The organism is Peptoniphilus faecalis (assembly GCF_012976305.1).
Taxonomy (GTDB): domain Bacteria; phylum Bacillota; class Clostridia; order Tissierellales; family Peptoniphilaceae; genus Peptoniphilus_A; species Peptoniphilus_A faecalis.
This window is the reverse complement of record NZ_JABDSR010000018.1, coordinates 1-26090: the sequence shown is the minus strand read 5'-3', so window position 1 is coordinate 26090 and position 26090 is coordinate 1. Positions and strand designations below refer to the sequence as shown.

At 28.4% G+C, this 26090-nt stretch carries 31 protein-coding genes and 2 pseudogenes; 15 read left to right on the top strand and 18 right to left on the bottom strand.

Annotation, left to right across the window (positions count from 1 at the left end):
- The 5 genes and pseudogenes from HKO22_RS09725 to HKO22_RS09710 form a co-directional block, all read left to right on the top strand.
- Window positions 1-225, top strand: a 225-nt coding sequence (locus HKO22_RS09725) for a tyrosine-type recombinase/integrase (RefSeq protein ID WP_169970344.1), incomplete at its 5' end; no start/stop codon positions are given.
- Entirely contained in the window at window positions 218-580 is a 363-nt protein-coding gene (locus HKO22_RS09720; RefSeq protein WP_169970342.1) for a plasmid mobilization protein, read from the top strand. The genes HKO22_RS09725 and HKO22_RS09720, both read left to right, overlap by 8 nt.
- A gap of 117 nt (window positions 581-697) precedes the next feature.
- The gene (locus tag HKO22_RS10925) at window positions 698-871 is read left to right on the top strand and encodes a hypothetical protein (RefSeq protein ID WP_235932853.1); all 174 of its coding nucleotides are present in this window, start codon (window positions 698-700) and stop codon (window positions 869-871) included.
- Between the two features lie 180 nt (window positions 872-1051).
- Entirely contained in the window at window positions 1052-2176 is a 1125-nt protein-coding gene (locus tag HKO22_RS09715; RefSeq protein WP_235932852.1) for a virulence-associated E family protein, read from the top strand.
- Between the two features lie 336 nt (window positions 2177-2512).
- Window positions 2513-2868 (top strand): annotated as a pseudogene (locus HKO22_RS09710) (plasmid mobilization protein).
- A gap of 216 nt (window positions 2869-3084) precedes the next feature.
- Here HKO22_RS09710 and HKO22_RS09705 read toward each other — a convergent pair.
- Genes HKO22_RS09705 through HKO22_RS09685 form a run of 5 tightly spaced genes read right to left on the bottom strand, consistent with a single transcriptional unit; the run spans window position 3085 to window position 9196 of the window.
- Window positions 3085-4473, bottom strand: a complete 1389-nt coding sequence (locus HKO22_RS09705; protein ID WP_169970340.1) for an ABC transporter ATP-binding protein — start codon at window positions 4471-4473, stop codon at window positions 3085-3087.
- 10 nt (window positions 4474-4483) lie between these two features.
- A complete protein-coding gene (locus HKO22_RS09700; protein ID WP_169970338.1) occupies window positions 4484-5140 on the bottom strand; it encodes an energy-coupling factor transporter transmembrane component T in 657 nt (218 codons plus the stop codon).
- A 1-nt stretch (window position 5141) separates the two neighbouring features.
- Complete coding sequence (locus HKO22_RS09695) at window positions 5142-5729, bottom strand: MptD family putative ECF transporter S component (protein WP_169970336.1); 588 nt, start codon at window positions 5727-5729, stop codon at window positions 5142-5144.
- A gap of 1 nt (window position 5730) precedes the next feature.
- Complete coding sequence (locus tag HKO22_RS09690; protein ID WP_211660237.1) at window positions 5731-7458, bottom strand: ABC transporter ATP-binding protein; 1728 nt, start codon at window positions 7456-7458, stop codon at window positions 5731-5733.
- The gene (locus HKO22_RS09685) at window positions 7442-9196 is read right to left on the bottom strand and encodes an ABC transporter ATP-binding protein (RefSeq protein ID WP_169970332.1); all 1755 of its coding nucleotides are present in this window, start codon (window positions 9194-9196) and stop codon (window positions 7442-7444) included. The genes HKO22_RS09690 and HKO22_RS09685 overlap by 17 nt, the downstream gene beginning before the upstream one ends.
- Before the next feature lie 153 nt (window positions 9197-9349).
- Here HKO22_RS09685 and HKO22_RS09680 point away from each other — a divergent pair, with 153 nt between their 5' ends.
- The 7 genes and pseudogenes from HKO22_RS09680 to HKO22_RS09650 all read left to right on the top strand — a co-directional run bounded on the left by HKO22_RS09680 (window position 9350) and on the right by HKO22_RS09650 (window position 17067).
- Window positions 9350-10342, top strand: coding sequence for a helix-turn-helix domain-containing protein (locus HKO22_RS09680; RefSeq protein ID WP_169970331.1), 993 nt, complete (start codon window positions 9350-9352; stop codon window positions 10340-10342).
- Window positions 10343-11320: 978 nt separating this feature from the next.
- Window positions 11321-11494: pseudogene (gene mobC, locus HKO22_RS09675) on the top strand (plasmid mobilization relaxosome protein MobC); the annotation flags it as partial.
- A gap of 104 nt (window positions 11495-11598) precedes the next feature.
- Window positions 11599-11814, top strand: coding sequence for a helix-turn-helix domain-containing protein (locus HKO22_RS09670; protein ID WP_061101759.1), 216 nt, complete (start codon window positions 11599-11601; stop codon window positions 11812-11814).
- 301 nt (window positions 11815-12115) lie between these two features.
- Entirely contained in the window at window positions 12116-12661 is a 546-nt protein-coding gene (locus HKO22_RS09665) for a GNAT family N-acetyltransferase (protein ID WP_169970329.1), read from the top strand.
- A 276-nt stretch (window positions 12662-12937) separates the two neighbouring features.
- The gene (locus tag HKO22_RS09660; RefSeq protein WP_169970327.1) at window positions 12938-13783 is read left to right on the top strand and encodes a KilA-N domain-containing protein; all 846 of its coding nucleotides are present in this window, start codon (window positions 12938-12940) and stop codon (window positions 13781-13783) included.
- A gap of 176 nt (window positions 13784-13959) precedes the next feature.
- Entirely contained in the window at window positions 13960-15570 is a 1611-nt protein-coding gene (locus tag HKO22_RS09655; protein WP_169970324.1) for an RNA-directed DNA polymerase, read from the top strand.
- 147 nt (window positions 15571-15717) lie between these two features.
- Window positions 15718-17067: an SIR2 family protein gene (locus tag HKO22_RS09650; protein WP_328819355.1), complete on the top strand. Its 1350-nt coding sequence runs from the start codon at window positions 15718-15720 to the stop codon at window positions 17065-17067.
- A 303-nt stretch (window positions 17068-17370) separates the two neighbouring features.
- Here the strand turns inward: HKO22_RS09650 and HKO22_RS11180 are convergent, their stop codons facing one another.
- The 13 genes from HKO22_RS11180 to HKO22_RS09585 all read right to left on the bottom strand — a co-directional run bounded on the left by HKO22_RS11180 (window position 17371) and on the right by HKO22_RS09585 (window position 23672).
- The gene (locus HKO22_RS11180; protein ID WP_407947283.1) at window positions 17371-17637 is read right to left on the bottom strand and encodes a hypothetical protein; all 267 of its coding nucleotides are present in this window, start codon (window positions 17635-17637) and stop codon (window positions 17371-17373) included.
- Entirely contained in the window at window positions 17634-18155 is a 522-nt protein-coding gene (locus HKO22_RS09640) for a sigma-70 family RNA polymerase sigma factor (RefSeq protein ID WP_169970320.1), read from the bottom strand. Before HKO22_RS09640 ends, HKO22_RS11180 begins: the two co-directional genes overlap by 4 nt.
- Window positions 18156-18238: 83 nt before the next feature.
- Window positions 18239-18649 (bottom strand): hypothetical protein, encoded by a 411-nt coding sequence (locus HKO22_RS09635; protein WP_169970318.1) that lies wholly within the window; start codon window positions 18647-18649, stop codon window positions 18239-18241.
- A gap of 90 nt (window positions 18650-18739) precedes the next feature.
- Window positions 18740-19603, bottom strand: coding sequence for a hypothetical protein (locus HKO22_RS09630; RefSeq protein WP_169970316.1), 864 nt, complete (start codon window positions 19601-19603; stop codon window positions 18740-18742).
- Window positions 19604-19629: 26 nt separating this feature from the next.
- A complete protein-coding gene (locus HKO22_RS09625; protein WP_169970314.1) occupies window positions 19630-20169 on the bottom strand; it encodes a hypothetical protein in 540 nt (179 codons plus the stop codon).
- A gap of 173 nt (window positions 20170-20342) precedes the next feature.
- On the bottom strand, window positions 20343-20666 hold the full coding sequence (locus HKO22_RS09620) for a hypothetical protein (protein ID WP_169970312.1): 324 nt from the start codon (window positions 20664-20666) through the stop codon (window positions 20343-20345).
- A gap of 192 nt (window positions 20667-20858) precedes the next feature.
- Window positions 20859-21212: a hypothetical protein gene (locus HKO22_RS09615; protein ID WP_169970310.1), complete on the bottom strand. Its 354-nt coding sequence runs from the start codon at window positions 21210-21212 to the stop codon at window positions 20859-20861.
- 20 nt (window positions 21213-21232) lie between these two features.
- Entirely contained in the window at window positions 21233-22066 is an 834-nt protein-coding gene (locus tag HKO22_RS09610) for an ATP-binding protein (RefSeq protein WP_169970308.1), read from the bottom strand.
- Window positions 22029-22217 (bottom strand): hypothetical protein, encoded by a 189-nt coding sequence (locus HKO22_RS09605; RefSeq protein WP_169970306.1) that lies wholly within the window; start codon window positions 22215-22217, stop codon window positions 22029-22031. The genes HKO22_RS09610 and HKO22_RS09605 overlap by 38 nt, the downstream gene beginning before the upstream one ends.
- A gap of 136 nt (window positions 22218-22353) precedes the next feature.
- Window positions 22354-22767 (bottom strand): hypothetical protein, encoded by a 414-nt coding sequence (locus tag HKO22_RS09600; RefSeq protein WP_169970304.1) that lies wholly within the window; start codon window positions 22765-22767, stop codon window positions 22354-22356.
- 10 nt (window positions 22768-22777) lie between these two features.
- Complete coding sequence (locus tag HKO22_RS09595) at window positions 22778-23056, bottom strand: hypothetical protein (protein WP_169970302.1); 279 nt, start codon at window positions 23054-23056, stop codon at window positions 22778-22780.
- A gap of 165 nt (window positions 23057-23221) precedes the next feature.
- On the bottom strand, window positions 23222-23431 hold the full coding sequence (locus HKO22_RS09590) for a transcriptional regulator (protein WP_169970300.1): 210 nt from the start codon (window positions 23429-23431) through the stop codon (window positions 23222-23224).
- A 22-nt stretch (window positions 23432-23453) separates the two neighbouring features.
- Window positions 23454-23672 carry a helix-turn-helix domain-containing protein gene (locus HKO22_RS09585; RefSeq protein ID WP_169970299.1) on the bottom strand — a complete coding sequence of 73 codons (219 nt, stop codon included), beginning with the start codon at window positions 23670-23672 and terminating at the stop codon, window positions 23454-23456.
- 160 nt (window positions 23673-23832) lie between these two features.
- Between HKO22_RS09585 and HKO22_RS09580 the strand changes: the two genes are divergently transcribed.
- The 3 genes from HKO22_RS09580 to HKO22_RS09570 all read left to right on the top strand — a co-directional run bounded on the left by HKO22_RS09580 (window position 23833) and on the right by HKO22_RS09570 (window position 25711).
- Complete coding sequence (locus HKO22_RS09580) at window positions 23833-24501, top strand: helix-turn-helix domain-containing protein (protein ID WP_169970297.1); 669 nt, start codon at window positions 23833-23835, stop codon at window positions 24499-24501.
- A 128-nt stretch (window positions 24502-24629) separates the two neighbouring features.
- Window positions 24630-25022: a tyrosine-type recombinase/integrase gene (locus HKO22_RS09575; RefSeq protein ID WP_169970295.1), complete on the top strand. Its 393-nt coding sequence runs from the start codon at window positions 24630-24632 to the stop codon at window positions 25020-25022.
- Window positions 25023-25102: 80 nt separating this feature from the next.
- Complete coding sequence (locus tag HKO22_RS09570) at window positions 25103-25711, top strand: site-specific integrase (RefSeq protein WP_169970293.1); 609 nt, start codon at window positions 25103-25105, stop codon at window positions 25709-25711.
- The last annotated feature ends 379 nt before the right edge of the window (window positions 25712-26090 follow it).

The window sequence follows — 26090 nt, the reverse complement described above, 5'->3', positions numbered from 1 at the left end:
ATACATGATTTAAGGCATTCTCATGTTTCACTCTTAATTGAACTAGGATTTTCTGCAACTGCAATAGCTGATAGGGTTGGACATGAATCGATTCATATTACCTATAGATATGCTCATCTCTTCCCTAGCAAGCAAAAAGAAATGGCTCTGTCTTTAACGCAAGTAAGAAATAAAAAGGCAAATTATTGGAAAGATTTATTAGAAGAGGACGATCAAGATGTTTAGAAGACATTCGTTAGATGAAATTTCACAAAAAACTAGAAATAAAGAGAAAAATAGAAAAAGAAATCGCATTTTAAATTTTAGGGTATCTGAAGAGGAATATAATCTAATAAACAAAAAGATAGAAATAAGTGGACTTAAAAAACAAGATTATTTTATTCAAATGCTATTAAATCACGAAGTTAAGTTAGTAAGTGATTACAGACTTTCTGATAATATAGCCAAGGAAATATTTCAACTAGCAAAAGCTATTAAAAAGTTTGGAAAACTAGATGACGATGAAGCTGATATTTTGATCTATATTTTAGAAATATATGAAGAAATCAAAAAAGAAAAAAGCCCCTACTACAAAGAGTAAAGGCATACACTCCTGTGAGAAGTGTTCTCTAGACAAGTTCATTTTACCACAGGAGTCTTAATTATACCAGACAGGAGGATAAAATGGAGAATAAATATAAAACAATAAAGAGAATAGATGATTGTAAAAAGAAAAGGAGTGAGCCTTATGACAGATATTAAATTAAAATTCTCAGAAATAGATCAGACTTACGCCTTTTTAGACTTGCAAACTACAGATAAGGGGACGGTTAGACAAATTACTGGAAATATTGTAACAGCTATTTTGAATCCCAAATATTGTCAAAACTAAAAAATCATTGATGGACAAATATTCTTTGATAAATTTACCAATGAAATAAAATTCCAGGGGAAAATTATCGGAGAAAGAAATATTAAGGAAAATCAAATACGACTTTGGGATGATTCTTTAAATAATAGATTAGGCTTAGAGATAGAAAAACATTTTGGAATTAATTATAACGCTAATAAAATGTGGGAGGCTATTCGCTTTGTAGCTCATCAGTATGAAGTGAGTCCGCCAAAGCAATATCTTCAAAATTTAAAATGGAATGGAGATAAAAATGCCATTAGAAAACTTTTACCAAAGTATTTGGGAGCAGATGATACAGACCTTAACAATTGGATAATGGAACATATGATATTGGGTATGATAAAAAGAATTTTTAATCCAGGATCTAAGTTTGATGAAATGATTGTTTTAGTTGGTGGACAAGGTATAGGCAAATCGACTTTTGCAAGATACTTGTCCATAACAGACGATTGGTTTTGCACAATAGAAAACATTCAAGGCAAGGATGCTGTCATGAACCTTATGGGTAAAACTGTCGTTGAAATCGAAGAATTCGTTGCTTTAAGAAATGCAAAATCGGCTAATGAAGCTAAATCTTTTTTATCAAAACTAAGCGATAGAATAAGAATACCCTACGAAAAATATGCAACAGACGTGCCAAGAACTTGCATATTTATAGGGACATTAAACGAAAGAACTTTTCTTAATGATCATACTGGAGAAAGAAGATATTTGCCTGTTGAATGTAACCCAAATAAAAGAGCAAGGACTATATATCCAGATAAAAATAATAAAGAAAAAATTTCAGATAAAGAATATATATCTCTTATAAGAGAGGATTTTAATCAGGCTCTAGCCTTAGGATATGAAATTTTTAAAAACAAGACTCACGCATGGACTATTCCAAAAAATCTTTTAAAAGACTTGTATAAGGAACAAGAAAAGTTCAAATATCTAAACCCAGATGTGGAAGACATTAGGTATTTCTTAGAAGAATATAAGCCGAAAAGTGCAGATCCTAATATAACTTGTTTCAAAGAACTAACCATGCAAGGCTACCAAATAAAATCAAAGTCTTTCTCAGAGATTATGGATAATTATTTTCAAGACTGGATTCCAGTTAGGTCATCAAAGACCCAGAGAATATCACCAAGTGGGGTCTCAATTCCAGTAAAACTATACTATGAAAAGAAAAAAAATGAAACTGACTTTATAGAAGTTGACAAGAATTTGTTGCCAGAAGAATGGCAAAAAGAAAATCAATTAGAAATAGATACAGCAAATCAAGTAAAGATACAAATGTAACTTTGTAACCTGTAACCCATTGTTATAAATCTTCTTAAATTAGGATTACATAAATTAATGGCTTGATAATAAGGAGTTGTCATAGACTCTTAAAACAAGCTCGCCTAATTTTGGAAGTTTTTATTTTATAAGTTACAGTTACACTTATTAATTCCTATTTGAAAAAATATTAAAAAATAAATTTTAGACTTGTTAATAATAGCAAGCACAGTAAGTGAGTACCCACTTACGAAAAAATCAAAAAATCAATAGCTTATAAAGCTATATAATTTTACGATTTTTACCTTGTTAGGGAGAACCCTAAGCCCCCAAAAGATAAGTGTAAAGGAGAAATATATGGATAATAGAACAAGAAAAAATCAACTTAAAATATATTTAACAGATGAAGAAAAAGAAATCTTTGAAAAGAAAATGAAACTTGCAAATTGTAAAACCATGTCCCAATTTTAAGAAAATGTGCATTAGAAAAAGAAATATATATTGTAGACCTAGAACCATTTAGAAACCTACAATGGCTACTTTCAAATGTAACAAATAATATAAACCAGATTGCAAAAGCCACTAATACAACTGGTGTTATTTATAAGAAAGATATTGATTATATGAGAGAAAAAATAGAAAAATTATCAAGAGAAATATGGCAGATCCATTCTCTACTTCTAAATAAATCAAAAGAAAGTTCTGGTGATTAGTATGGCAATTACAAAAATACATCCAATAAAATCAACTCTAAATTTTCATGAAAAATTGATAGTTTATCAAAGTTGTGTAAAATTAAGTAAAACTCCAATTCTAGAGGAATGGATAAACATTGATAAATAAAAAATGTATCAACCCTTACCTTTTTACCAGGATTTAGGTTGATACACAAAATTATTTACAGGCCCTTAAGATTTTAATTATTGATTTTATGACATTTTATATATTCCATCTGCTACATTATTTAAAAACTCATAATCATGCGAAACAACAATTACAACTTTATTGGATTTTTTCGCCAAATCTTTTATAGCTTCTGATACAATTATCATATTTTTGAAATCTAAACCACTTGTAGGCTCATCAAAGATTATGATTTCTTTATTTGAAAGTAGAGCTAAGGCAATTGTTAACCTTTGTTTTTGTCCTCCTGAAAGCGACATTGGATGCTTATTTTTATATTTATCTAATCCAAGCCTATTTAGAACTATATCTACCTGATTTAATTTATCCTCAGGTAAATTTAATTCACATTCTTCTTTTACGCTTCGAGTGAATAATTGTGAATTAATGTCCTGTGTTACAAGATATGTGTTTTTTAATCTATCTTTATTATTTAAGAGTTTATTGTTGAAAAAAACACTTCCTGTATTTTTCTTTATAAGTCCTGAAATGCACTTTAATAAACTTGTTTTTCCTATACCATTTTTCCCAACTATACCTAATACTTCACCTCTATTCAAAGAAATATTAATATCTTTAAATATGAAATTTCCATTTATTGTATACGATAAATCTTCGCATAAATACTCATCATTTTTATTAAATTCTTTTTCAAGAACTTCCAACTTCGGAGTAGATAAGGTTCTAATTTTGAGATTATCTTCTTTTTTTGAATTAAATGATTTTATCTCTTCTTGTGTGAAACAATCCTTAATTATGCCTTTGTCTATATAATATGCTTTATCAATTATGTCTTTTAAATAATATAGTCGATGTTCTGCAACTATAATTGTCTTCCCTTCTTTTTTAAATATTTCAATATTATTTTTTATCGTTTCAATTGTATCCATATCAAGATTTGAAGATGGTTCGTCCAATACGACAATATCTGTGTTTAATGCAAAAATAGATGCAAAAGCTAAAATTTGTTTTTCCCCACTCGACAATGAGATGACATTTTTACCTAATAATCTATCTATATTTAAATTATTGATAGTTTTTTTAAAGCTTTTTTTTATTAACTCTGGATCAATTCCCATATTTTCAAGACAGAATACAATTTCTCCCTCAACATCAGAATTAAAAAATTGAGATTTTGGATTTTGAAATATCGAACCAACTTTTTCTGAAATTTTATATTGTGATATATTTCTAGTAGATTCTCCCTCTATTAAAACTTCTCCAACAAAGTCAGTTTCTTCTTCAAAATGTGGTATAATTCCATTTATTAATTTAGTAAATGACGTTTTGCCTGAACCACTTAGCCCCATAAGTAGTATACATTCGCCTTTTTCAACATTTAAGTTGATATCTTTTAATATTTTATATCCCGTTTTAGAGGTACAAGATACATCATTTATATTTACATAACCCATTCTAACTCACCTAAAATATAACCATAATTAAAACAACAAATAAAATAACTAATACATCATAAACAGTGAATTTAAAATCAATTATAGTTGTTTTTCTACCTGGATTCTCGACTCCTCGTGTTACAGCTGCCTTAGATAACTCTTCAGACATATCAATTGCAGAATTTATTATAGGTACAACAAATATATCCATGTTTTTAATCATACTAATCCCCCTAATCTTCATTGATTCTCTAACACAATGTATATCTTGTCTTAATGTGGGAAAATATCTATAAGTTATCATAAATGCTAAAATAAAATTTTCTGAGAATTTAAATTTTCTAAAAACTCCTGCAATTCCTCTTACGGTCACCGTTTTGTATAACAATGTTCCTGCCATTATGCAAGGAAAAATCTTCCTTGCATAAGAAACAGGTACAATAAATGTCGTTACGATCCACTTGGGTGAATAAGGAAAAACAAAATAATTTATTATTAAAAAAGTAATAAAAGTTAAATATACTTTTAATCCCGATTTAAAATTTCCGCAAACAGTCAAAATAATCAACAAATAGCTCATTAAAATTAATTCATTTGCCAACGATCTACTTTTAAAGAAAAATATATTTACTAATAAAAGCAATATTATTGAGGTTCTAGGATCTAATTTTAATCGCTTGAACATTTTAATTTCTTGCCTCAAAATTTTTATATAGAAATGATTTTAAAATCCCGCAAGATAATAATCCAAAAACAAATGGTGTTACAATTAATACAATTAACATCGGTGTGTTAATAAAAGTTTTTAATATATTAACATAATCTACTGGCATTCCATTTTCAAGTATTTTTGATATGAATTCATCTTTTAAAATCCATACTTGTGCTGGAGAACCTATCATACCTAGTGAAAAAAAAGCATATGAAAGTGAATTCCATTTATAACTGTCATACTTTGATAGGTATCTTATCACTTCTGCCAAAATACTAGCAATTGCTAATGATGCAATTATTATTAAACTAAATTGACCAGTTAAATAGTATATTATAGCAACAATAGCTCCCATTATTATGACTGCTCCTGTTTTTTTAACTTTTTGAACCATAATCATATATGGTATAGATCCAACCAAGGCTATAAATCCAGGCATAAGTATCCACATTAATGGATGGAGACCTCCTAAAAGCATAAACCCAAAATTGATTGCAAAATATATTGCAGTAAATATACCTATCGTAATAACGTCTTTTCCTTTTAACTTTTTATTATTCATTCTAATCCTCCCAATAAATAAATTCTTCTGCTAGTTTTGTTTTTTCTAATAAATTGTTATACAATTTTGATTCTTCTATCAGTTCTTTATGATTGCCTTGACTTTCCACATATCCATTTTCTATGACTATAATTTTGTCTACATTTTCAATAGATTTTAATCTATGGGATATAATAATAACTGTTTTATCCTTTATTAATTTATTCAAACTTTCTTGGATTTTCTTTTCATTGTCCACATCTAAACTTGCTGATATTTCATCTAATATAAGTATTGGTGCGTCCTTCAAAAATGCTCTAGCTATAGAAAGTCTTTGTCTTTCACCACCAGAAAGCTCTGACCCATTTTCTCCTATAACTGTATCTAACCCATTAGGAAGTTTATTAATAAAATCCATACAATTTGCAAGGGTAGCTGCCTTTACAACTTCTTCATCGCTGGCATCTTTTTTACCTATACGAATATTTTCTAATATAGATGAGTTAAATAAAGTAACATCTTGAAAAACAATAGATATTTTCTTAAATAAAGAATCTGTGGAAATGTTTTTTATATCCTTTCCATCTATTAAAATTTGACCTTTATCATAATCATATAATCTTGATATTAATCTTAATATACTTGTCTTTCCAGAGCCAGAAGCTCCAACTAGAGCCGTTACCTCTCCATGTTTCGCAGTAAAGCTAATGTCCTTTAAAACCAGATTATCATCATAAGAAAACGCTACATTTTTAAAGACTATATCAAACATATTCAGTTCTACATCTTTACCCTCTTGAATTTTTGTTTCCTTAATCTCCCTAATCCTTTCAACACTTGGATCTATAGAGAACACTTCTAATAATCCCTCTTTTGATAAATCAAAAATATCTTTTATCTTTATGGAAGCCATTAAATAACCTAAGAGATATAAAATGTCAATCTCCCCAGATAGAATAAGGCTAATCCCAACAAAACTAACTACTGCAATACTTACAAATCCAAGAGCAGAGGATAAACCCATTACAAAAAGAGAGCCTTGTTCAACTTTAAGATGTATTTTTTCACTTTCATCCATCTGCATATATAACGAAGACCTCACTTCATCGGATAAGTTAAAACTATTTATTTCTTGTTGAAGTTCAATGGTTTCTTGGAATTTTTCTGAGTTTTCTCTAAGTACCTTGTGATATTTCTTGTTTCCTTTTACCTGCGACTTTTTAGCAATAGGTATTAGTATAAAACTTAAAATAGTTGGGATCATTACTGCTAGCCCCATCTTAAAATTGCCTATCATTAACATAATTCCAATTAGTGGGAAAAATAAAACCATTCCTCCTATTTTAGGTATTGAATGACTCATAGCATGTTCTACTTTTTCCACATCTGCCATAATCGTTTGAGATATATCTGATAAATTATGTTTTGAAAAGTAGGATAGGGGAAGTTTTGATAGAGTTTCAGCAATATCTATTCTTAAATTAGCACTCTCTTCATAAGTTGTAGTATAAAGATCATCATATTCTTTGGCTAACAAAACATACATTATTACTAATGTAACAACAGAAACTCCAAAATATAAATAAGGGCTTTTAACATTTTTCAAAAGAAGCTCATCTGTTAACATCATTAAAATAAAGGCAGGAACCATATTAATACAGTAAACCAAGAAACTCGATATAGTTGATTTAGTGAGATCTTTAGCCCCTTTATCAGTCAGACAAAAGCGTTTTTTATAAAATTTCCTCATCTTTAACCCTCCATTGATTTGCACTGTCATAAAGCTCTAATAATTCCTTATATTTTCCACCTTTTGAAATAAGTTCTTGATCACTGCCTCTTTCAATTATTTCTCCATTCTCTAAAACTAAAATTTCATCAACAGAACGAATACTACTCATCCTATGGGCAATCATAATAACTGTTTTATCTTTCATAAGGTTTTTAAAGGCCTTTTGAAGCTCATACTCATTGTCTGGATCAATAGAAGCACTAGCTTCATCCATAATTACAATTTTAGATTTCTTGAGCATGGCTCTCGCAATAGCAATTCTCTGTTTTTCTCCTCCTGATAAATAGACTCCTTTTGAGCCGATCATGGTATTCTCCCTTTCAGGAAACTTATTTAAAATAACATTACAACCTGCAAGTTCCATAGCCTTCATAACTTCTTCTCTACTTGCCTTTCTATTAGCAAGAGCAACATTTTCGTAAATAGATGTCTTAAAAAGTTTGCTATCCTGAAAAACAAAAGAAATTGTGTTTATTAGAGTATCCTTACTATAAGATTCTAAGGGTCTCTCTCCAATCTTTATACTGCCACTATCTACTTTGTAAAAACCAGATAATAGCTTTACAATAGTCGATTTACCTGATCCTGAATGACCCACCAAAGCATATTTTTTTCCTTCTTCTAATTTAAAAGATAAATTTTCTAGTACTTTGTTTTCATTATAAGAAAAATTCACTTTTTCAAACTCTATATTATAGTTTTTGAAATTAATATTCTCTCCATAAGACAATTTATCTTCATTCATCTTTTTATATAAATCTTCTAAAGTATCTACAGCATACCTAGCGTTAAAAATGTTCATACTAGCCCACATAATTTTCATAAATGAAACCATCATTACTCCACTTAAAAACAAAATCATGAATAGTTCAACAATAAGCAAATTAGCATTATTAACTTTATTTATGGTAAAAACTAAAGGGATAGACAAAATTGCAATAATTCCAAAAAATATCCATTGATATAGTACATAAGGTTTTTTAGAACTAATTGAGTAATCAAGAGCATACTTAGAATAATCCTTAATCGCCTTATAAAGAGTTTTAAAAGACTCTACAGTAGCTCCGAATATTTTAACAACTTGCATGCCTCTGACATATTCAACTGTTTCACCACTTAAAATTTCTAAGGATTTTTGGTAGTATTCCATGAACTCTCCTCCACCCATCATGTTCTTTAAAATAAGAGCCCCTACTATTGTTAGTATAAGAATAACTAATCCCACTCTGCTACTAATAGAAAAGGCAAGTATTAAAGATAATACTGGAATTAAAAAAGCTTGAGAGTTATCTGGTATCATATGTGCTACTGCCGTATGAGTTTTAGCTGCATTGTCATCAATAGTTTTTCTTATAATTCCAGATGGGTTTAAATCATAAAAGCAAAAACTTGCTCCTGTAAGTCCATCTATACCTTTTTTTCTTAAATTAGTTTCTAAGCGAAATCCAAGTTTATGAGAAAAAAAGCCTGACAAAAAGTAAACTAGTGCCCCTATCGTCAAATATAAGACAGCTTGAATGGACAAAGTCCTAGCTACTAATAAATTCCCTTCAACAATTGAACTTCTTAAAAGTTTATACAGTAACGAATATCCGTACACCATTAAAAATGCAGATAGTGCTGATAAAAAAACTGCTATATATCCATTATGTTTTTCTTCAGGCACATAGGAAAAAAGCCTTTTATAAATTTTCATATTCCTCTCCTTAATATTCCTATTAGATTCAAATTCGCCTAGACGATAATAATTATCATTGCATTTTTATTATACATCAGTTATAATTACTAATACAATAGTTTTGAATTAATAAGGCTAATTGGAATATTGTCTAAAAGGGATATGGTTATAATGACTTATTATGATTTTGTAAAAGAATATATGAACGTAGATGAATGTAAAAACAATAAGAAATATTCAAGTGCCGGGCATACATTTTGTTGGAGTAAAGATGATTCAATTTATGCAGAAGGCCTATATTGGTTTTATGAAGGAAATGGATTTATTACTGATATCCACGATTTTTATATCAAAGAAGAAGTTATTCAAAATAGTACTTATAGTATGGAAAACTATGTTTCGATATGCTCTAGCTATATTGTAAGTGCAAACGGTGAAAAATTTAACCCTTATCAAACTTTGACGCCAAACTCCTTATATACTCTTGATTTTGACAATATAGAAGATGACTTTCTATTTTTATTACACGAGAATAGTTACTATCTCACTGTTTCTGTTGGATTTAAAAGAGAACTTTTAGAAAAGCACCTGTCATCCATTAATATCGATCTTGAATCCTTTTATAGGGCTTTACTTCAAACAAATCAAATAATACTTACAAAGTCATTAGAAAAAGTGGCAATGGAAATATTAAATTGTAAGATGGACGCTCCTGCCGCTGATTTTTTCTTTAAAGCCAAGGCAAATGAGTCGATAAGTATAGTAATCGATACCTACTTAAATAGAAAAAAATATAAAATTGAGTCTGACGATAATAAAGCACTTGAAGATGTATCCAGGTTTTTAGATGATCATTTTGCCATGAATGTAAATCAAGAAACCCTTGAAAAAATATCTAAAATGAGCGGAACAAAATTAAAAAATTTATTCAAAGAAAAATATGGTCAAAGCATTACAGAATACACCCAAAGAAAAAGAATGAATGTAGCTGAAACTCTTCTCTTAAATACCAAACTACCTATAAAGGAAATAGCTGAATCTGTTGGATACACATCCCATAGCAAATTTTCCATTTATTACAAAAGATACAAGGGAAAACTTCCAAGTGAAGTCCGTAATTTAGTTTGCAAGGATCACAAGTTAAAATGCGATTATTGTGATTAAGTATTTTTTTACAAGCAATATTTTTGTATGAGTTTAAGTGGATATGCATATGTGACCTAAATATATTAGATTAAAAAATGAGCAAAAAAAATAAAGGCAGCCCAAAGACTGCCGATATTTATCTCTCTGCACCTTTGCTATAGTCTTTCTTATTTGACTTAGATTTGTCATCTGTCTTAAAGCTTTTTATTTGCCCTAATATGGACTTTTTATTCTTGTTTTTACTCTTTACTTGTTCTTTTGCTTTTAAGAGCTTAGAAGACAAAAAGAGATATTATATTAAAACAATATTTCTCCGGTACTGGGACTGGGACGGGACTAAAAATTTGAAAATGTCCTATAATTAGGTGGATTTGGTGATATTAGAAAAAATAGAATATAGTATTTTGAACGGTTTGGGATATATCGTACGTTTGGAAAAGAAGAATGGGAATGAATTTGCGGTAAATTTGCGGTAAAAATGGATAAATAAACTCGTTTCAAATAGCCCTCGTTGCGGCGTACTTGTTGTACGCCTCACTGGGGGCTTTTTTGCACTTCGTCTATTTATAACATTTTTCTTCGCAAATTATGGTTTAGTCTAAGAGTGGTATTAAATTTTATTTAAAATGGTGAACTAAACTTGTTTCGATTTTTTTGCTCGTTGCGACGTATACTCTATACATCTCACTTGCAAAAATTCTTCAACTCGCATTTCTCATCAAATTTTCCAGCGAAATTCAAGTTGATGAATAAAGAATAGGAATTTTAATGCGGCGTACTTGTTGTACGACTCGGCTGCGAGGCTCCTCATCGGCGTCTAATCCATCCATTTATTTCCGCAAATTAGACAGTGCTGCGGGATTCAAATGGGAACATTTGTAAAAAAGAATAAACTAAATAATAGTTCCAAGTGGTTTGCATTTGGACAAAAAATTAGACCGTAGTTTCAAGCTGCGGTCTTTTTGCCTACATATTACGAGGATTAATTTATTTTGACATCTCCAATGGTTACTTTTAAATGCAACAAATAATATAAACCAGATTGCAAAAGCTACTAATACAACGGGAGTAATTTATAAGGAAGATATAGATTATATGATAGAAAAAATAGAAAAATTAGCAAAAGAAATATGGCAGATCCATTCCCTATTATTAAACAGAAATAAATAGAATTACTTCCTTAAAATATCTTAGACCTGTAAGAAGTTTTTAAAATATGATATAATATATTCAAATGAAATACCGATTTTTAATATGACAAGGGAGAGAAATTTATGCAAAACTTTGGGAAAATTATTTTTAAAATAGACCAGGTTTTAGAAGAAAAAAATATAAGCAAAAACAAATTGGAAAAAGAAGCGAATCTTCAAAGGACGCAACTTAATTCTTATTGTAATAACAAAGTTAAAAGAATTGACTTAGAAACTATAGCAAAGATTTGCTATGTTCTTGAGTGTAAGGTTGAAGATATTATGGATTATGTGAGGTAATTAAATGAATAGATACGAAATAATTCAAAAATAGGTAACATGTAACAGATTGGTAACACTGAATCAGGAGAATTTAGCTATGTTCAAGCACTTAGAACTGCTGGTAAAAATATAAAAGATTACCAAAAAGGAGATACAGATACAAACCATCAATACTTAGATATAAGATTTGAAAATGATAGATTAGTTATATTAGTAGAAACAAAAAATAAAAATAAGGATTGAATGATTTTTACAGTAAATTTGTAAAATGATTTAAGAAGGAGAAAATATTACAATAAAAAATAAGGGAGGGATAAATATGAAATACATACCAGTAAGTTTTGAAATGAAAGATGGTAGGATTTGCGAAATTAGAGAAATTCAAGTAAAAGATGCTGCAGAAACTATTGAATATTTGAAAACCGTTATGGGGGAATCTAACTTTTTATACTCTTATCCAGAAGAAATAACTTTGACTGTTGAACAGGAAGAGAAGATGATAAAAGGTTTTAATGAATCTGAAGATATTCTTATGATTATAGCAGAGATTGATGGAAGATTGATTGCAAGTGCTCAGATCTCAAGATCAAAAAAATTGAAAATGCGTCATCGAGGAAATGTCGCTGTTACAGTTTTGAAAGAATTTTGGAACCTAGGAATAGGAAAGAAGATGCTCCTTTGTCTTGAAGAATATGCTAAGGAATGGGGACTTACCCAAATTGAACTGGACTATTTCTCAGGTAATAAAAGAGGTCAGATTCTTTATGAGAAATTAGGATTCGTCAAAGTGGGAGAAATACCGGAAGCGTTTATTTTGAAGGATGGAACACGATACAATAATATAACGATGGTAAAAAGTATCTAAATAAATTTCCAAAGTATAAATTTTTTGGTTAATGCGATTAACAATCCTTCTGAATAGATAGAAAATATAGTGTCTGAAAGCATTAATAATACTATAGGATTTTTCTGGTGAGTTTCGTGTCATAGTAGCGATAGAGATATATAGTTATATAAATATAAGTAGTTCAAGATTTTTACTAAAGTTTAAAACTCGAAAAATTAATAGTTGGTGTGCTGCTTAGTGTAATGATTATATAATGACTATTGTAAGGAGTACACTAGTATAAGGGGGAGTAAATTGTCAAAAATAAATAAAGAGCAAATTTCTGCTAAGGGATTTTCAATTCAAGTTTATACTGAAGATTTTAAAAATGATTATATAAGTTTAACGGATATAGCAAAGTATAAAAACACAGATGATCCAAGATTTGTAATCCAAAACTGGATGAGAAATAGGAATACTCTTGAATTTATAGGATTGTGGGAAGTTTTAAATAATCCAAATTTTAACCGTGTGCAATTCGACACGTTTAGAAATGAAGCTGGTTTAAATAGATTTACGATGACACCGAGTAAATGGATAGAATCTACAGATGCTATAGGTATAGTTTCAAAAGCAGGCAGGTATGGAGGAACGTATGCTCATTATGATATAGCTATGGAATTTGCATCTTGGCTTTCTCCAGAATTTAAGCTATATATTATTCAAGATTATAAAAGACTAAAAGAAGATGAAAACTCAAAATTATCATTAACTTGGAATCTGCATAGAGAAATATCAAAGATTAACTATAAAATTCATACAGATGCGATAAAAGAATATCTTCTTAAAGATTTGACAAATGAACAATTATCATTCAAGTATGCTAGTGAAGCGGATATGTTAAATGTAGCATTATTTAATAGAACCGCTAAAGAGTGGCGTGAAGAAAATCAGGATTTAAAAGGTAATATGAGAGACTATGCAAGTTTAAATGAGTTATTGGTGCTTGCAAATATGGAATCCTACAATGCCGTTCTTATTAGCAAAGGAATGAAACAAAAAGAAAGAATGATAGAACTTAGAAAACTTGCTAGAACACAATTGATGTCACTTAAAAAGCTTGGTGATAGTAGTATTAAAAAATTAGAAGGGAAAAAATAATAATTTCAAGTAACAAATAGATGAATTTTATTTGTCGAGGAGGAATACAGATTTTAATAGAATGATTCCTGAATTATTAGTTTTTGATATTTATTGGACTAAAAAATTTTATAGTGAATTAGGATTTAAAAGAATGACAGTAGTTGGGTGTTATAGAGGAGGTTTTTTAGAAGTATATGTTAAAGAAAGCGATATTACGAAAATCCTGTTTTAGAGCTATAGACAACATTTTGTATGAAGGAACGACAGATGTAGAATTGTTTAATCGAGCTTTTGAAATTGATTATCTAAAAGATGAGGAAGTAAGAGAAGAATTATGCAGTATGGTTTGCTCGAATATTCAAAAAAATAAATTTTCAGAGCTAAAAGTTCATAAATTAGGGCATGTATTGGTGCCAAAGAAGAGTTTGTCAGATTATAGGAAATGTGCTTTAATTGACATTTATGATGAAATTGTATATTTGACATTGGTAATTAGTATTGCTGACGAGATAGAAAAAATGAGAATAAAGAAGAGTAAAAATAGAGTCTTTTCTTATAGATTTGGAAGTTTTAAAGGTAAACTTTTTGATGGCAAATTTCATTACACTGCCTTTAGACAAAGAACCTTGGAAAAAAGCAAATATACTAAGAATAAAGTTATAGTGGAGTGTGACATATCAAATTTTTATGATAGATTAAATATTCATAGAATTGAATCTATTCTAAGATCTAATCCAAAGATTGATGTTGATATAATATCTTTAATTAATGAATTATTATTGTACTGGGCAAATAGAGATTCTTATGGGTTACCAGTTGGTTCTAATGCTTCAAGGATACTTGCAGAGGTTGCTTTAATCGAAGTAGATAACTATCTTTTTTCAAAAGGAATTGATTTCTGCCGATTTGTGGATGATTATAGGATTTTTGCTAAAAACGCATTTGAAGCTCACAGTAATCTTGCTTTATTAACTTTAAAATTAAGCAAAGAAGGTATGTTTTTAAACACTCAAAAAACTAAAGTTAAAGATATTTCAAACTATAACAAACAAAATCTTAGTAGTGATGTGAATAATGCTCAAAATGATGTTACTTTTGACGAAGTTGATGATAAGCAGCCAAATCTTCCTAAAATAATAAGAGGTTATTCAGGTCTGATTCCTAGCAAATTTAGAAAATTATCTAACGCAGAAATTGAAAAATTAAAAGAGAATGACTTGAATGAGCTTATTAATGATGCTAATAATAGCATGCTTATTGAAGAAAAAGCGATTACAACAATTATGCGTACTATAATTGCAAAAGAAGAATACAGAAGATTGACAGAACTTCCTAATATAATAAAAAAGTTTCCTCAATTTATACCTTATTTTATTGATGCTGTAATAAAATGCGAAGGTATTAGTAAGGAAGATTTAGTTAAAATTCAAAATGATTTTGAAGAATGGATGACAGATGTGGACGTACCAGAATATATTCAAGTGTATTTAGTGCGAATATATTCTACTCATTTACTTGAAAATAAAGAAATTTTGTTAAATTCGTTTAGAAATTTGAAGAGAAATTCAGGAGATTATATTGGGAGAGCATTATTGGAGGCTTTAGATGGAAAGCTATCGAGAGGAGAATTGCTTGAAATTAGAGATTACTATTATCGCGCAGATAAATGGGAAGAAAGGCAAATTTTAAAGATGATTAGTAGTGGCCTTTCAAAAGGTGAAAAAAGAGCATTTTTCAAAGATATTAAAATTCATGAAGATGATTATTTCATTAATAAAATAGTAAAAGATAATGGTAATAGATAGATGTTTTAGAAGGGATGTTTTTACTGATGGTAAAAAAAAGAAAAGTGGGAGTAGGACTAGTAAATAGAAGAAAGTTAGTGAAAAATTATCATTAGTATTTTTATAAAATTGATGGAAATAACGAGAATAGGAGGATAAAGTTTGAATGTGTATGAACCTTGTGAATGTATGATTTGTAAAAATAATAAAAATTTTGATATGCCTGAAGAGATTATTGAGTCCGTTTTGAAAAACAATTTAGTTCTTTTTTGTGGTGCAGGTATAAGCACAGAGTCAAAATCTGTTTTTCCTGAATCATTTTACACAAGTATTTTATGTGAGATAGAAGATAAGACAAATAAGAAAGTTGATTTAGACACCAGTTTTTCTAGGCTAATGAGTTTATATATTGATACATTTCCCAATGGTCGTAGGAAATTGCTAAATAAAATTAAAGAAAAATTTGATTTCATAGATTCTTTTCCTCAATTATTAAATGTAGCTACTAGTTTTCATAGAGAAGTTTCTGCAAATCCTTTCATTGAAACGATAATTACAACAAATTGGGATACATATTTTGAAGATTATTGTGATTGTACTCCCGTAATTAATGATACTGATGTTACTTTGTGGAATGTGTTTAAAAAAAGAGTATTTAAAATACATGGATCAATTAATAATGTTGGGTCAATAGTAGCTACCGAAAAGGATTATGAGAAATCATATAGTAGACTTTCTAGCGGATTAATAGGAGATAGGCTAAAAACTATTCTGGCAAGTAGTACTGTTGTCTTTATTGGTTTTTCCTTTGGAGATGAGGATCTTAATAGGTTGTTAGATATATTATCCGAAGAGATGGGGGATTTTAGCAATCAATTTTATTTAGTCACAATTGATGAAAAATGGAAAGTAAATGTAGACTCAAGAGTAATCCCCATTATTACTGATGGAACATATTTTATTCACCAATTAAACAATATATTAATAGCAGAAGGTCGACTTGTTTCAAGTGATATTTATGATTATGCAGAAGAACTTTTGTGTTTCATTAAAAAAGAGCATATTAAGCTTTTTGAATCAAATACTTATCGAAACGAGATTAAAGATTTTCCTGAATTACTATTTTCAATAGCTTATCAAGATGCATTTATACATGCTTTAGAGAGGTGTGTTGCGCATAGAAGTAATGGAGAATATTTGATTCCTGGTTACTTTCAGCCTAAGATTCAATCATACGAGAGTTATTATGAAAAGCGTATATCAGAAGAAAATTACGACCAAGCGTTCTACAATCTGGGATATTGTGATGGTTTGCTATCGCTATTATTATTTGTTAACAATCCGGAAGAAGCAAAGATACCTCCATTATTTATATATGAAGAGAGCTACTTTGAGACAAAAGATGATCTGTTTAAATATATATCAGAAAATAGAAATAAAAAACACTTTGAATATTGTTTAGGAAAAGTACAAAACATGAATGATTTAGTTCCTCATTTTATGCCTTGGTTTATTTAGCTGAAGATTATTTCAGTCATTCTATTCACAACTAAAGGGTGTTGTCGGTATATTAGTGAGTTAAGAATTTTCTTCTGGTACTGGTACTGGGACGGGACTAAAAATTTGAAAACGTCCTATAATTAGGTGGATTTATTGATATTAGAAAAAATAGAATCTAGTATTTTGAATGGTTTGGGATATATCGGACGTTTGGAAAAGAAGAGAGGGAATAAAAGATTATAACTTATAAATAGCTTAAATAAGCCAATCTAAAATCTAAGTGTAAGAATATCGTAACAATAATAATTAAAGCACCTTAATTCAAAAGGTGCTTTTTATATGCTTCAATGTTTTCTTCAATAATTGTTTTTCTTGTTTTTGCTTTTCTAAAACTATTCTTTCAACTGGTGAACTTTTATTGAAGTTGTTTCCTGATGGTATTCTTTGTAAATCATGAGTTGGATAATATGATATAGGATTCATTTCCAGGTATAACATTCTAAAATATTTTGTCTTTTTGATTTTTTGCAAAGCATTAAATTTAATACTATTTACCCTTTGTTCACTTAAGTTTAATTCTTCAGCTATTTTCTTTGAAGTCTTTTCATTTTCATTAATACCCCATAGTATCCCTTAATGATAAAAAACTCAATCTCGCTCAAACTGGAAGCCAGTTCTTTTCTAATTTCCGAAAAAAATTTTTGATTTATTGCTTCTTTTTCAATATCAATACTATTGTCTTTTATAGTGTCTATAATTTCAATTTCAGTTTCAGCACCCTCATTTATAGGAGTGTTTAAAGAGACATCTTTATTATAATCAAGTCTATCTCTAGTTAACGACAATATACATTTAATAGCATAAGATGAAAACTGATAACCTAAACTATTATCGAAGCTTTCAACTGCTTTTATAAGAGCAACGTAGCCATCTTGTAACATTTCTTCATAATCATGGATCCCATCAATGAATAAATTAAATGATTTAATGGTATATGGTACTAAATTCAAATTATTTAATACGATTTTATTTCTGATTTCCAGATTTGTTTTATCTTTTGAATAAATTTTAAACAATCTATCGTTGTTTTCTTTCACTTTTTCCATTAATTGTTAACCTCTCACGAAAAAAAATGTACAGTGACGACCGAACTCCCGGCGAACCACGGGCGAGGGTGTTATGCCCCCTATTAATCACTTATAATCTTGTTTATCTTTTCTTTATTGCAGTTTTCAAACTCACTTAATGCTTTTATGTGTCTGTTCTTAATGTAGCCATAACTAAAGTGAGTGATGTTAGCTATATCTTTTAAAGTAAGTCCATTTACATAATGATTCAATAGTATTGTTCTTGAAAAAGAGTTGTTTATCTTGTAGATCTCTTTAATAACAACCTTTTTAACTTTAGCAATATAAATTAATCTGTTTTTTATTTCATCTTTTAATCTTTTTATTTCATCTTTTAATCTTTTTATTTCATTTAATATCTCTTTATCTTTATGGTTCTTAATGCTATCTTCTAAGCTTTCAATCATAGCTTTATTAGTCATTATCTCTTTATCGAGATGTTTTATTTGCTCTAAATATTCTCTTGAAGTCAATAGATCACCATCTTCTTATATATAAAAGCAAGAGTATATTTCAACTCTTGCTTTATTTTATTTTAAAGGAGTAAATTGTGTTTCTTATCTTTATTGTACAGTTTCTTTATAAACCACTATTCCATCTTTTTTATTCTCTAAAACAAAAGCGTCATAGCAGATTCTACCTGTAACAATATCACCACTTGCTAATGGTGTATCATTATGAATGTTATAATCTTCAAGCTTAACTGGAGTGACAGTTGCTGATGGGTGTACAATCATGTACTTAACATCTTTAGGTAGCATGTTATTAGAAACTTTAATTACTTTCATTCCATCTAACATAGCTATAACACCTAATGTTCTAAGATCAGCACCGACATCTGTATTATCTAATTGTTTAGCTTGCTTGATAATTGAATAGACTTCTGGAGTAACAACTAATACTATATCAGTATCAGGAACTTCTCCACCATCCATAACCTCACATGATTTCAAAATATTAGCATAGATATTATCAGGGTTTATCTTATTAGCAGATTCACCATTAATAATTACACCAGATTTAGCAATTTCTTCAAAAATATACTTATCTCTTTCTGGGATAACTACCTCTCTTAATTGTCTTGCTAAAGCCGAAGCAGTTTCCAGTTGTCCTTGTGTTTCATCAACATCAAGCTTATCAATGTTAAATATAAAACTTCTATCTTTCTTCAATAACATTTCTTCAGTTTCAGCGTTTAGATCGTATAGCTTGCCATACCTACTAGGATTTAAAGGCTCGTTATTGTCGTCAAAGATGTTTCTTGCATAATCGTTCATTTTAGCAGTTTTAAATTTCCATATTCTAACAGATCTCGCTCCAGTCCAGTCAAAATCATTATTAGTTAATAAAGATGTTCTACTTTCATTTTTGAAAATCTCATCAGTATATGGTGCAAATTTAACTGTTAAATTAGTGTTTTCAGTCATTATTACATTCCTTTCTTAAAAGGTGATTAATAAAGCTTTTTAGGTATATGTTCCTTTACTGAAAAACCTTTAGAGTAATCATCATTATATAAACGACCTAATTCAGGGTTTTTAAGTGGTGGAACAACTTCCTTTTTATTAGCTTTAATTAAAGCCATAACTTTATCCACCTTTATTTTAAAATTATCAATAGTTTCATTCTCAAATATTTCTATGAAGTCTTTAGGATAGCCATTTTCAATTAGATATTCTTTACAATCAAGAGCGTTAGATCTCTTTTCTAATTCATCACTAACCCTTTTATCAACTTCACCGTTAATATTTTTTTCTTTCCTGGATAGTCTTTTCTTGACTATCTCATCAACTTCTTCTTGAGTGAATAGTTTTTCCTTATTATTGATGACGTCATTACTAATGACCCCATCTTTTTTTACTGAATTTTTTTCTAAAGGAGAATTTCCGGCATTAGTATTATCCTCTTTCGCTTCAACTTTAGTTTCTTCATTCTCTAAATCAAAACTAGCAACTAATTCATTATAAGCGTCAGAATTATTATTATTTTTCATTTTTATTTCCTCCATTTTTCGTAATGAGTAACGATATCCTCATAAGTATTTGTTAATACTTTAAGTAATTATATTATACAATAATTTGCTTTTAATAGCTATTTTAAGCGTTTTAATTATCTTTTTATTAGTTTATGCTATTTATTTTTATATATTTTTAATTGTTTTATATTTTATTTATTTACTTGTAGTTTATTAAGATTTTTCATTTTTATTTTGTTACTTTTTGTTAAGTTGTATAATTCTTCAAATGTAATTCCAGTTAAATTTGTTATCTTTTCAGCTTCACTATAACTAAAAGTTTCATCATCAGGATCTTCTGATAAATTTGAAGCAATATCTTTGATTAAGTTCAAATAATCGATAATACATCCCATCAAGTAGCTTAAATTTCCAGTATTTTCAACTTCTTGAAAAGATAAATTAATTAAAAAATTTATTTTTTCTCCTAAAACATCAATTTTATTTAGCTTAAATTCTCTTTTTTTTTTACTCATCTTATTATCCTTTCTGTATTTTAAGGGTGTCGATACTATCGACCCCCTATATCGTTAGTGATGACGTAGGGGGTCAGTAGTGCTGACATCCTTTTTCTTTAATAATATCGATGACCTCGGTAGTACCGACCCCATCTTTTTATCACATCTCAAGTACCATAAAGGTATTCGAGAATAAACAATCTAAATAATTTAAAATTCTTTCTTACTTGCAATTTCACCTAAATAAAATCCATAATTGAAAAGATTTAAAGCTAAACAATACAACTGAATATTTAATTTCAAGCCATTTGCTTTCAGAATAGATTTTAGAGCTATTTCGCTTAAACCAATTGGTATATCATTGCAATCATCAGACTTATCAAAAAGTCTTTTTTCTCTATAATCTAAATTATTTATACAGTCTTTTCTTAAACTCATAAAATCATCACTATTAAAGACTTCAGCTATTACATCACCATTATTAATGGTTATTTCGTATAATCTACCTGCTTCTAAATCAAGTGAACCATCATCATTTTTAATAACACTTATTAAAGTTCCCATTTCATTATCCTTTCAATGTTTTATACATTAGATTTTCTATTAATTTCATTTAAAGTATTCATAAATGAAATTTGTTTCTCTTTGCCTTTTATAACCCTTAAAGGTTCTATATTCATTTCAATAGGTCTACATATTTCAAAAATTCTGTCATAAGTCCTGGTGATACCATCTTTATTAGTTAATTTTTTCTTTAAATTATCAGGTTCAAGATTAGTAGTTACAATTAAAGGCTTTTCTGATCTGTATCTTAAATCAATAACTTCATAAATTTTTGAGTTTATCCATTCACTGCTATTTTCTGAACCTAAATCATCAATGATTAATAAATCAGCTTTCTTTAATTCATTATTAAATACAGTCATCTTATTGTCACCAAAAGATGAATATTCTTTAATTTTTTCTAAGATAGTTGATATTGAGCAAGCTATTACTTTAACACCATTATCAAGTAAGTAATTAGCTATACAAAAGCTTAAAAAAGATTTACCAGTCCCAGGCTTCCCATAGATTAACAAGCCATTATTATTAGCCTTATATTTTTCAAAGTTTCTCGAATATAGTTGACCAAAATTAAAATAAAACTCATTTTCTTTAGTTTTATAGAAATTATTAAAAGTACATTTTTTAAACTTGTTGTCCATTAAACTATCAAGCTTTAACTTTTCAATATAGTTCAAAAATTTCTCATCTTCTTCTTTTTTGTCATCCTCATTCCACTTTCTATTACCTTCAGGTGTCAACGTCATTAATGTTTTGTGCCCATCAATAAACCAGTCATTATAATAGGTTTTAGGCTTTTTCTCATAAGTAAAAGATTTATTTGATATATCCTCTAATTGGTTCAATCCCTGCATAAATATTCACCTCATCTTCATCGTTTGAAGAATCATCATTCTTATAAGTCCTATATTTTCCACTAATAGCCTTATTAATAAAATTATCACTAAGATTATTGAAATTTATATTTTCTTTTAAATAATCACTATCTTTTATTTCACTAATCAAAGAATCTAATTTATTAACCCCAAATCGATTTATAAAATTATCTAAAGATGATGATATTTTATTTTTGATTAAGTTGTTAATCTCTGAAATATATTCAGCCTTATCATCATCATTATTATCATTGTTATCATTGTTATTATTCTTGTTGGTTGTTAGGTCTTTGTTGGTCGTTTGTTAGGTGATTGTTGGTTGCTTTGTTAGACTCATTTGTTAATCCTTGATATTTCCCCCAATTTACAATATTTATAAGTCGGCTTTGCTTTGTTGATTCGTTTGTTAAAAAACCGAGTTTTTCTAATCTTTTGAGTGCAGTCCTAACATTTTGAATTGAAATATCTTTGCCGCTATTCTTTGCTATGGAGGATAAGCTTATAATAAATTGTCCTGGTTGCACGCAATATTTTTCCCCCTTCCATTCCCATTCGTTCTGTTCATGATTAGCCATAAGCAAAATCGTTGATAAAATAGCATTTTGCTTTTCGGTGGAATTTTTCCAAATAGTCTTACCTAACACTTCTCTATAAAACTTAATCCAGCCTTGATCGTTCATAACAATCAACCTAGTATCTTACTACTTCCGCTTGTTTAAAGAAGTACTCATTTTCTGAAATAACATCAATTAAATTTTCTGACACTAAGATTTCAATAGCTTCGTTAATTGTTTCCATACTTGCATCAATTGTATTAATATCTTCAATTTTTAAATATCCGTCATTATCCATACTTAAAATCAATAATTTTAAATAAAGCGATATATACATATATCCGTATTTATTAGTTATTCTTTGAATTACATCATTATCAAGAAAATCATCACGTAAAAAAACTTCATTTATCATTTTAAAACCTCCTAAAAGTTCCCCTTAATCTTGTATAAATCAATCAATTATGCTATAATTTAATAGAACAATACCATTTCATGGTGTTACTTGTCATAACCTATCACGTTAGAGTTGGGGAACTTGTTTGAACGTGATAGGTCTTTTTTATTTATAACTAACTTACTAATTAACATCTTTAACAATTTCTTTATTAACATCTTCATCACATAAATTAAACCTCTCTTTCAAATAATCCAATGGAACTCTACCTTGTATAGTAATAAAGCCTTGATCTTCAAGTTCTTTATTAATCATTCTCATGACCTGATAAGCCTTATTTTTACTTATACATAAAACTTCAGAAACCACATCAACCTTAACCAATGTAGCCATAATTACACCTCGCTTACTCTTTTTAATTTGTAAAATTCAAATCTTTTTTTATAATAGAATCTTCATCAATTTCCAAAGCTTCAGCTAATTTCTTTAAAGATTCTAGAGAACAAGTTCCCCTGTTTATAATTTGGTTAACTTGACTTACTGAGACACCCATTTTAATTCCTAAATCTTTCTGCGTTATTCTCTTGTTGAAAATAGTTTCTCGTAATTTTCTTTGATCTAAAAAAATTCTCATAAAACACCTACTCACATATTTTTTTTAATTAGTATTACTAATTACAACTAAATTATAATCACTAACGAAAAATTAGTCAAGCTAATTTTAAATTATTTTAGCTTTAATATCACTTAATTTTTTAGTATAATAAAAATAGCTATTTATGGAGGTGATTAAAATGAGCAATTTAGGAGAAAACATCGCAAATTGTAGAAAGTTAAGAAATATTACACAAAAAGAATTAGCTGAAGAAATAGGTGTTAATCCTAGTTTTATATCTCTTTTAGAAAGTGGTAAATCGTCAGCAACTTTAGGAACTATTTTAAAAATAGCGACAGCGTTAGAGGTACAACCAGATCAATTATTAGAAGAACTAAAAGAAGATAAAGGCAATAGTGCAGTCGATTCTTTAGTAAATGAATTAATTAAGAAAACTAAAAACAAAGACTTAACATGGAGCCATATAAGTATAGAAAATGAGGATAAAAAGACTGGTGTTAAAATAAAAGATTTTTTGTATTCAGATTATAATCTTTTTTCTTCTTTTCCAAGATATAAAAAATACTATATGCAAATCGATGAAGAATGCTATGTAACTAATTATAAAGATGATAAATATTATTTATGCGATATCTTTTTAATTCCTCATGATGATAAAAAAGTAGCGACAAAATCAATAATACTATTCCTTTATGGTTCTGGTAAAGATGACAATAACGAGTATATTTTTATAAATTTAGAAACTGATGAGAATAATTCTAATTTATATGAATTATATTGCCTTGTCGATGAAGAAACAGATAAAGAATTAATTGCTTTAAATTTTTTAAATAGATTAAAAGATTAGTAATACTAATTCAGCTTACCCTTAAAATCATTTTTGAATTTAAACTAATGAATTATACTAACAACAAATAAAAGCTTGAAAACGACCCCAAATTTTAAGCCTGGTGACAATTTAATAAAGGAGATATTATGACAAGTAAACGAATGAAGAACGACCCTAACAGATGGTATTGTTCATTTAGATATGTAAATTTAGATGGTGAAACTAAGCAAAAGAAAAAAGAGGGCTTCAGCACGAAAAAAGAAGCCGACGAATACAAAAGAAACTTTTTAAATAATATAAAGTTTAACCCTGAAATGAATTTTAAAAGTTTTTATAAAATGTATCTTGAAGATATGAAACCACGAATTAAAGAGCATACATTAGCAAGTAAAGAATACATTATTGAAAATAAAATACTTCCCTATTTTAAAGATATGAAAATAAGTGAAATAGGATCTATTGAAATTCAAAGATGGCAAAATTCATTATTACAAGCTAAAAACCCTAAACTAATAAACCCTATGCACCTACTTATTTAAAAACAATAAATAACCAATTAACGGCTATTTTTAATTATGTAGTTAAATTTCATAACCTGAAAAATAACCCCGTTCATAAAGTGGGAACAATAGGAGAAAAAAATGCACCAGAAAAAGAAATCTGGAGCATAGAAGAATTTAATGAATTCATAAGCCTGGTGGAAGATAAAACACTTCATTTAGGCTTTAACATCTTATATTGGAGTGGTTGCCATATAGGTGAATTATTAGCCTTAACCTGGAACGATATAGACTTTAATAACAATATAATCAACATAGATAAATCATACCAAAGACTTAATTGTAAAGATATAATTACTGAACCTAAAACAAAGAAGAGTATTAGAAAAATTACTATCATTAGTGATGTAATTAAAGAAATAGAATCCTATAAGAAGTTATTTTATAAGCCTGGTGATGATGATAGGATTTTTAATTGCACAAAGTTCAAGTTTGAACATGCCATGATAAATATTTGCAACAGAAACAACCTTAAAAGAATTAGAATTCATGATTTAAGACATTCTCACGCAAGTTTATTATTAAATGAGAGTATAAACATTGTAGCTTTAAGTAAAAGATTGGGACACGAAAAAGTATCAACTACATTAAACACTTACTCTCACATGATTCCTAATGAAGATAAGATACTTAATGTAATGGAAAATTTAAGCGTAACAAAATCGTAACAATAATTTTAAAATAAGGTATATTTTAATAAAAAATGTTATGTAATAAAAAATAAAATAGCTTAAAATACACATTAAGATTATATAAAAAGTATATATTTGTAGAGTGGGAATAATCGCAAAAAAATTAAAAGATTTGTAAAATCAACTGTTACAGAAGATAAAAAACTGTAACTGGGACTAAAATGGGAACATTTGTTAAAAAGAATAAACTAAATAATAGTTCCAAGTGGTTTACATTTGGATAAAAAAAGGTTCTTTGTCAAATAGTGTTGGTGAATAAAAATTAATGATATATGGTTTATGTCTTATGGCTTAAACCATATATTTTTTTATGGTAAAAACATAAAAAAATTCTTAATCTAAAATTATCAAAAGA

Bases quoted from the DNA above. Each gene is read 5' to 3' on its own strand.
- HKO22_RS09720 (WP_169970342.1), top strand. From the start codon at position 218: ATGTTTAGAAGACATTCGTTAGATGAAATTTCACAAAAAACTAGAAAT.
- HKO22_RS10925 (WP_235932853.1), top strand. From the start codon at position 698: ATGATTGTAAAAAGAAAAGGAGTGAGCCTTATGACAGATATTAAATTA.
- HKO22_RS09715 (WP_235932852.1), top strand. From the start codon at position 1,052: ATGTGGGAGGCTATTCGCTTTGTAGCTCATCAGTATGAAGTGAGTCCG.
- HKO22_RS09705 (WP_169970340.1), bottom strand. From the start codon at position 4,473: ATGGGTTATGTAAATATAAATGATGTATCTTGTACCTCTAAAACGGGA.
- HKO22_RS09700 (WP_169970338.1), bottom strand. From the start codon at position 5,140: ATGTTCAAGCGATTAAAATTAGATCCTAGAACCTCAATAATATTGCTT.
- HKO22_RS09695 (WP_169970336.1), bottom strand. From the start codon at position 5,729: ATGAATAATAAAAAGTTAAAAGGAAAAGACGTTATTACGATAGGTATA.
- HKO22_RS09690 (WP_211660237.1), bottom strand. From the start codon at position 7,458: ATGAGGAAATTTTATAAAAAACGCTTTTGTCTGACTGATAAAGGGGCT.
- HKO22_RS09685 (WP_169970332.1), bottom strand. From the start codon at position 9,196: ATGAAAATTTATAAAAGGCTTTTTTCCTATGTGCCTGAAGAAAAACAT.
- HKO22_RS09680 (WP_169970331.1), top strand. From the start codon at position 9,350: ATGACTTATTATGATTTTGTAAAAGAATATATGAACGTAGATGAATGT.
- HKO22_RS09670 (WP_061101759.1), top strand. From the start codon at position 11,599: ATGCAAAACTTTGGGAAAATTATTTTTAAAATAGACCAGGTTTTAGAA.
- HKO22_RS09665 (WP_169970329.1), top strand. From the start codon at position 12,116: ATGAAATACATACCAGTAAGTTTTGAAATGAAAGATGGTAGGATTTGC.
- HKO22_RS09655 (WP_169970324.1), top strand. From the start codon at position 13,960: ATGTTAAAGAAAGCGATATTACGAAAATCCTGTTTTAGAGCTATAGAC.
- HKO22_RS09640 (WP_169970320.1), bottom strand. From the start codon at position 18,155: ATGGAAAAAGTGAAAGAAAACAACGATAGATTGTTTAAAATTTATTCA.
- HKO22_RS09630 (WP_169970316.1), bottom strand. From the start codon at position 19,603: ATGACTGAAAACACTAATTTAACAGTTAAATTTGCACCATATACTGAT.
- HKO22_RS09625 (WP_169970314.1), bottom strand. From the start codon at position 20,169: ATGAAAAATAATAATAATTCTGACGCTTATAATGAATTAGTTGCTAGT.
- HKO22_RS09620 (WP_169970312.1), bottom strand. From the start codon at position 20,666: ATGAGTAAAAAAAAAAGAGAATTTAAGCTAAATAAAATTGATGTTTTA.
- HKO22_RS09615 (WP_169970310.1), bottom strand. From the start codon at position 21,212: ATGGGAACTTTAATAAGTGTTATTAAAAATGATGATGGTTCACTTGAT.
- HKO22_RS09610 (WP_169970308.1), bottom strand. From the start codon at position 22,066: ATGCAGGGATTGAACCAATTAGAGGATATATCAAATAAATCTTTTACT.
- HKO22_RS09600 (WP_169970304.1), bottom strand. From the start codon at position 22,767: ATGAACGATCAAGGCTGGATTAAGTTTTATAGAGAAGTGTTAGGTAAG.
- HKO22_RS09595 (WP_169970302.1), bottom strand. From the start codon at position 23,056: ATGATAAATGAAGTTTTTTTACGTGATGATTTTCTTGATAATGATGTA.
- HKO22_RS09590 (WP_169970300.1), bottom strand. From the start codon at position 23,431: ATGGCTACATTGGTTAAGGTTGATGTGGTTTCTGAAGTTTTATGTATA.
- HKO22_RS09585 (WP_169970299.1), bottom strand. From the start codon at position 23,672: ATGAGAATTTTTTTAGATCAAAGAAAATTACGAGAAACTATTTTCAAC.
- HKO22_RS09580 (WP_169970297.1), top strand. From the start codon at position 23,833: ATGAGCAATTTAGGAGAAAACATCGCAAATTGTAGAAAGTTAAGAAAT.
- HKO22_RS09575 (WP_169970295.1), top strand. From the start codon at position 24,630: ATGACAAGTAAACGAATGAAGAACGACCCTAACAGATGGTATTGTTCA.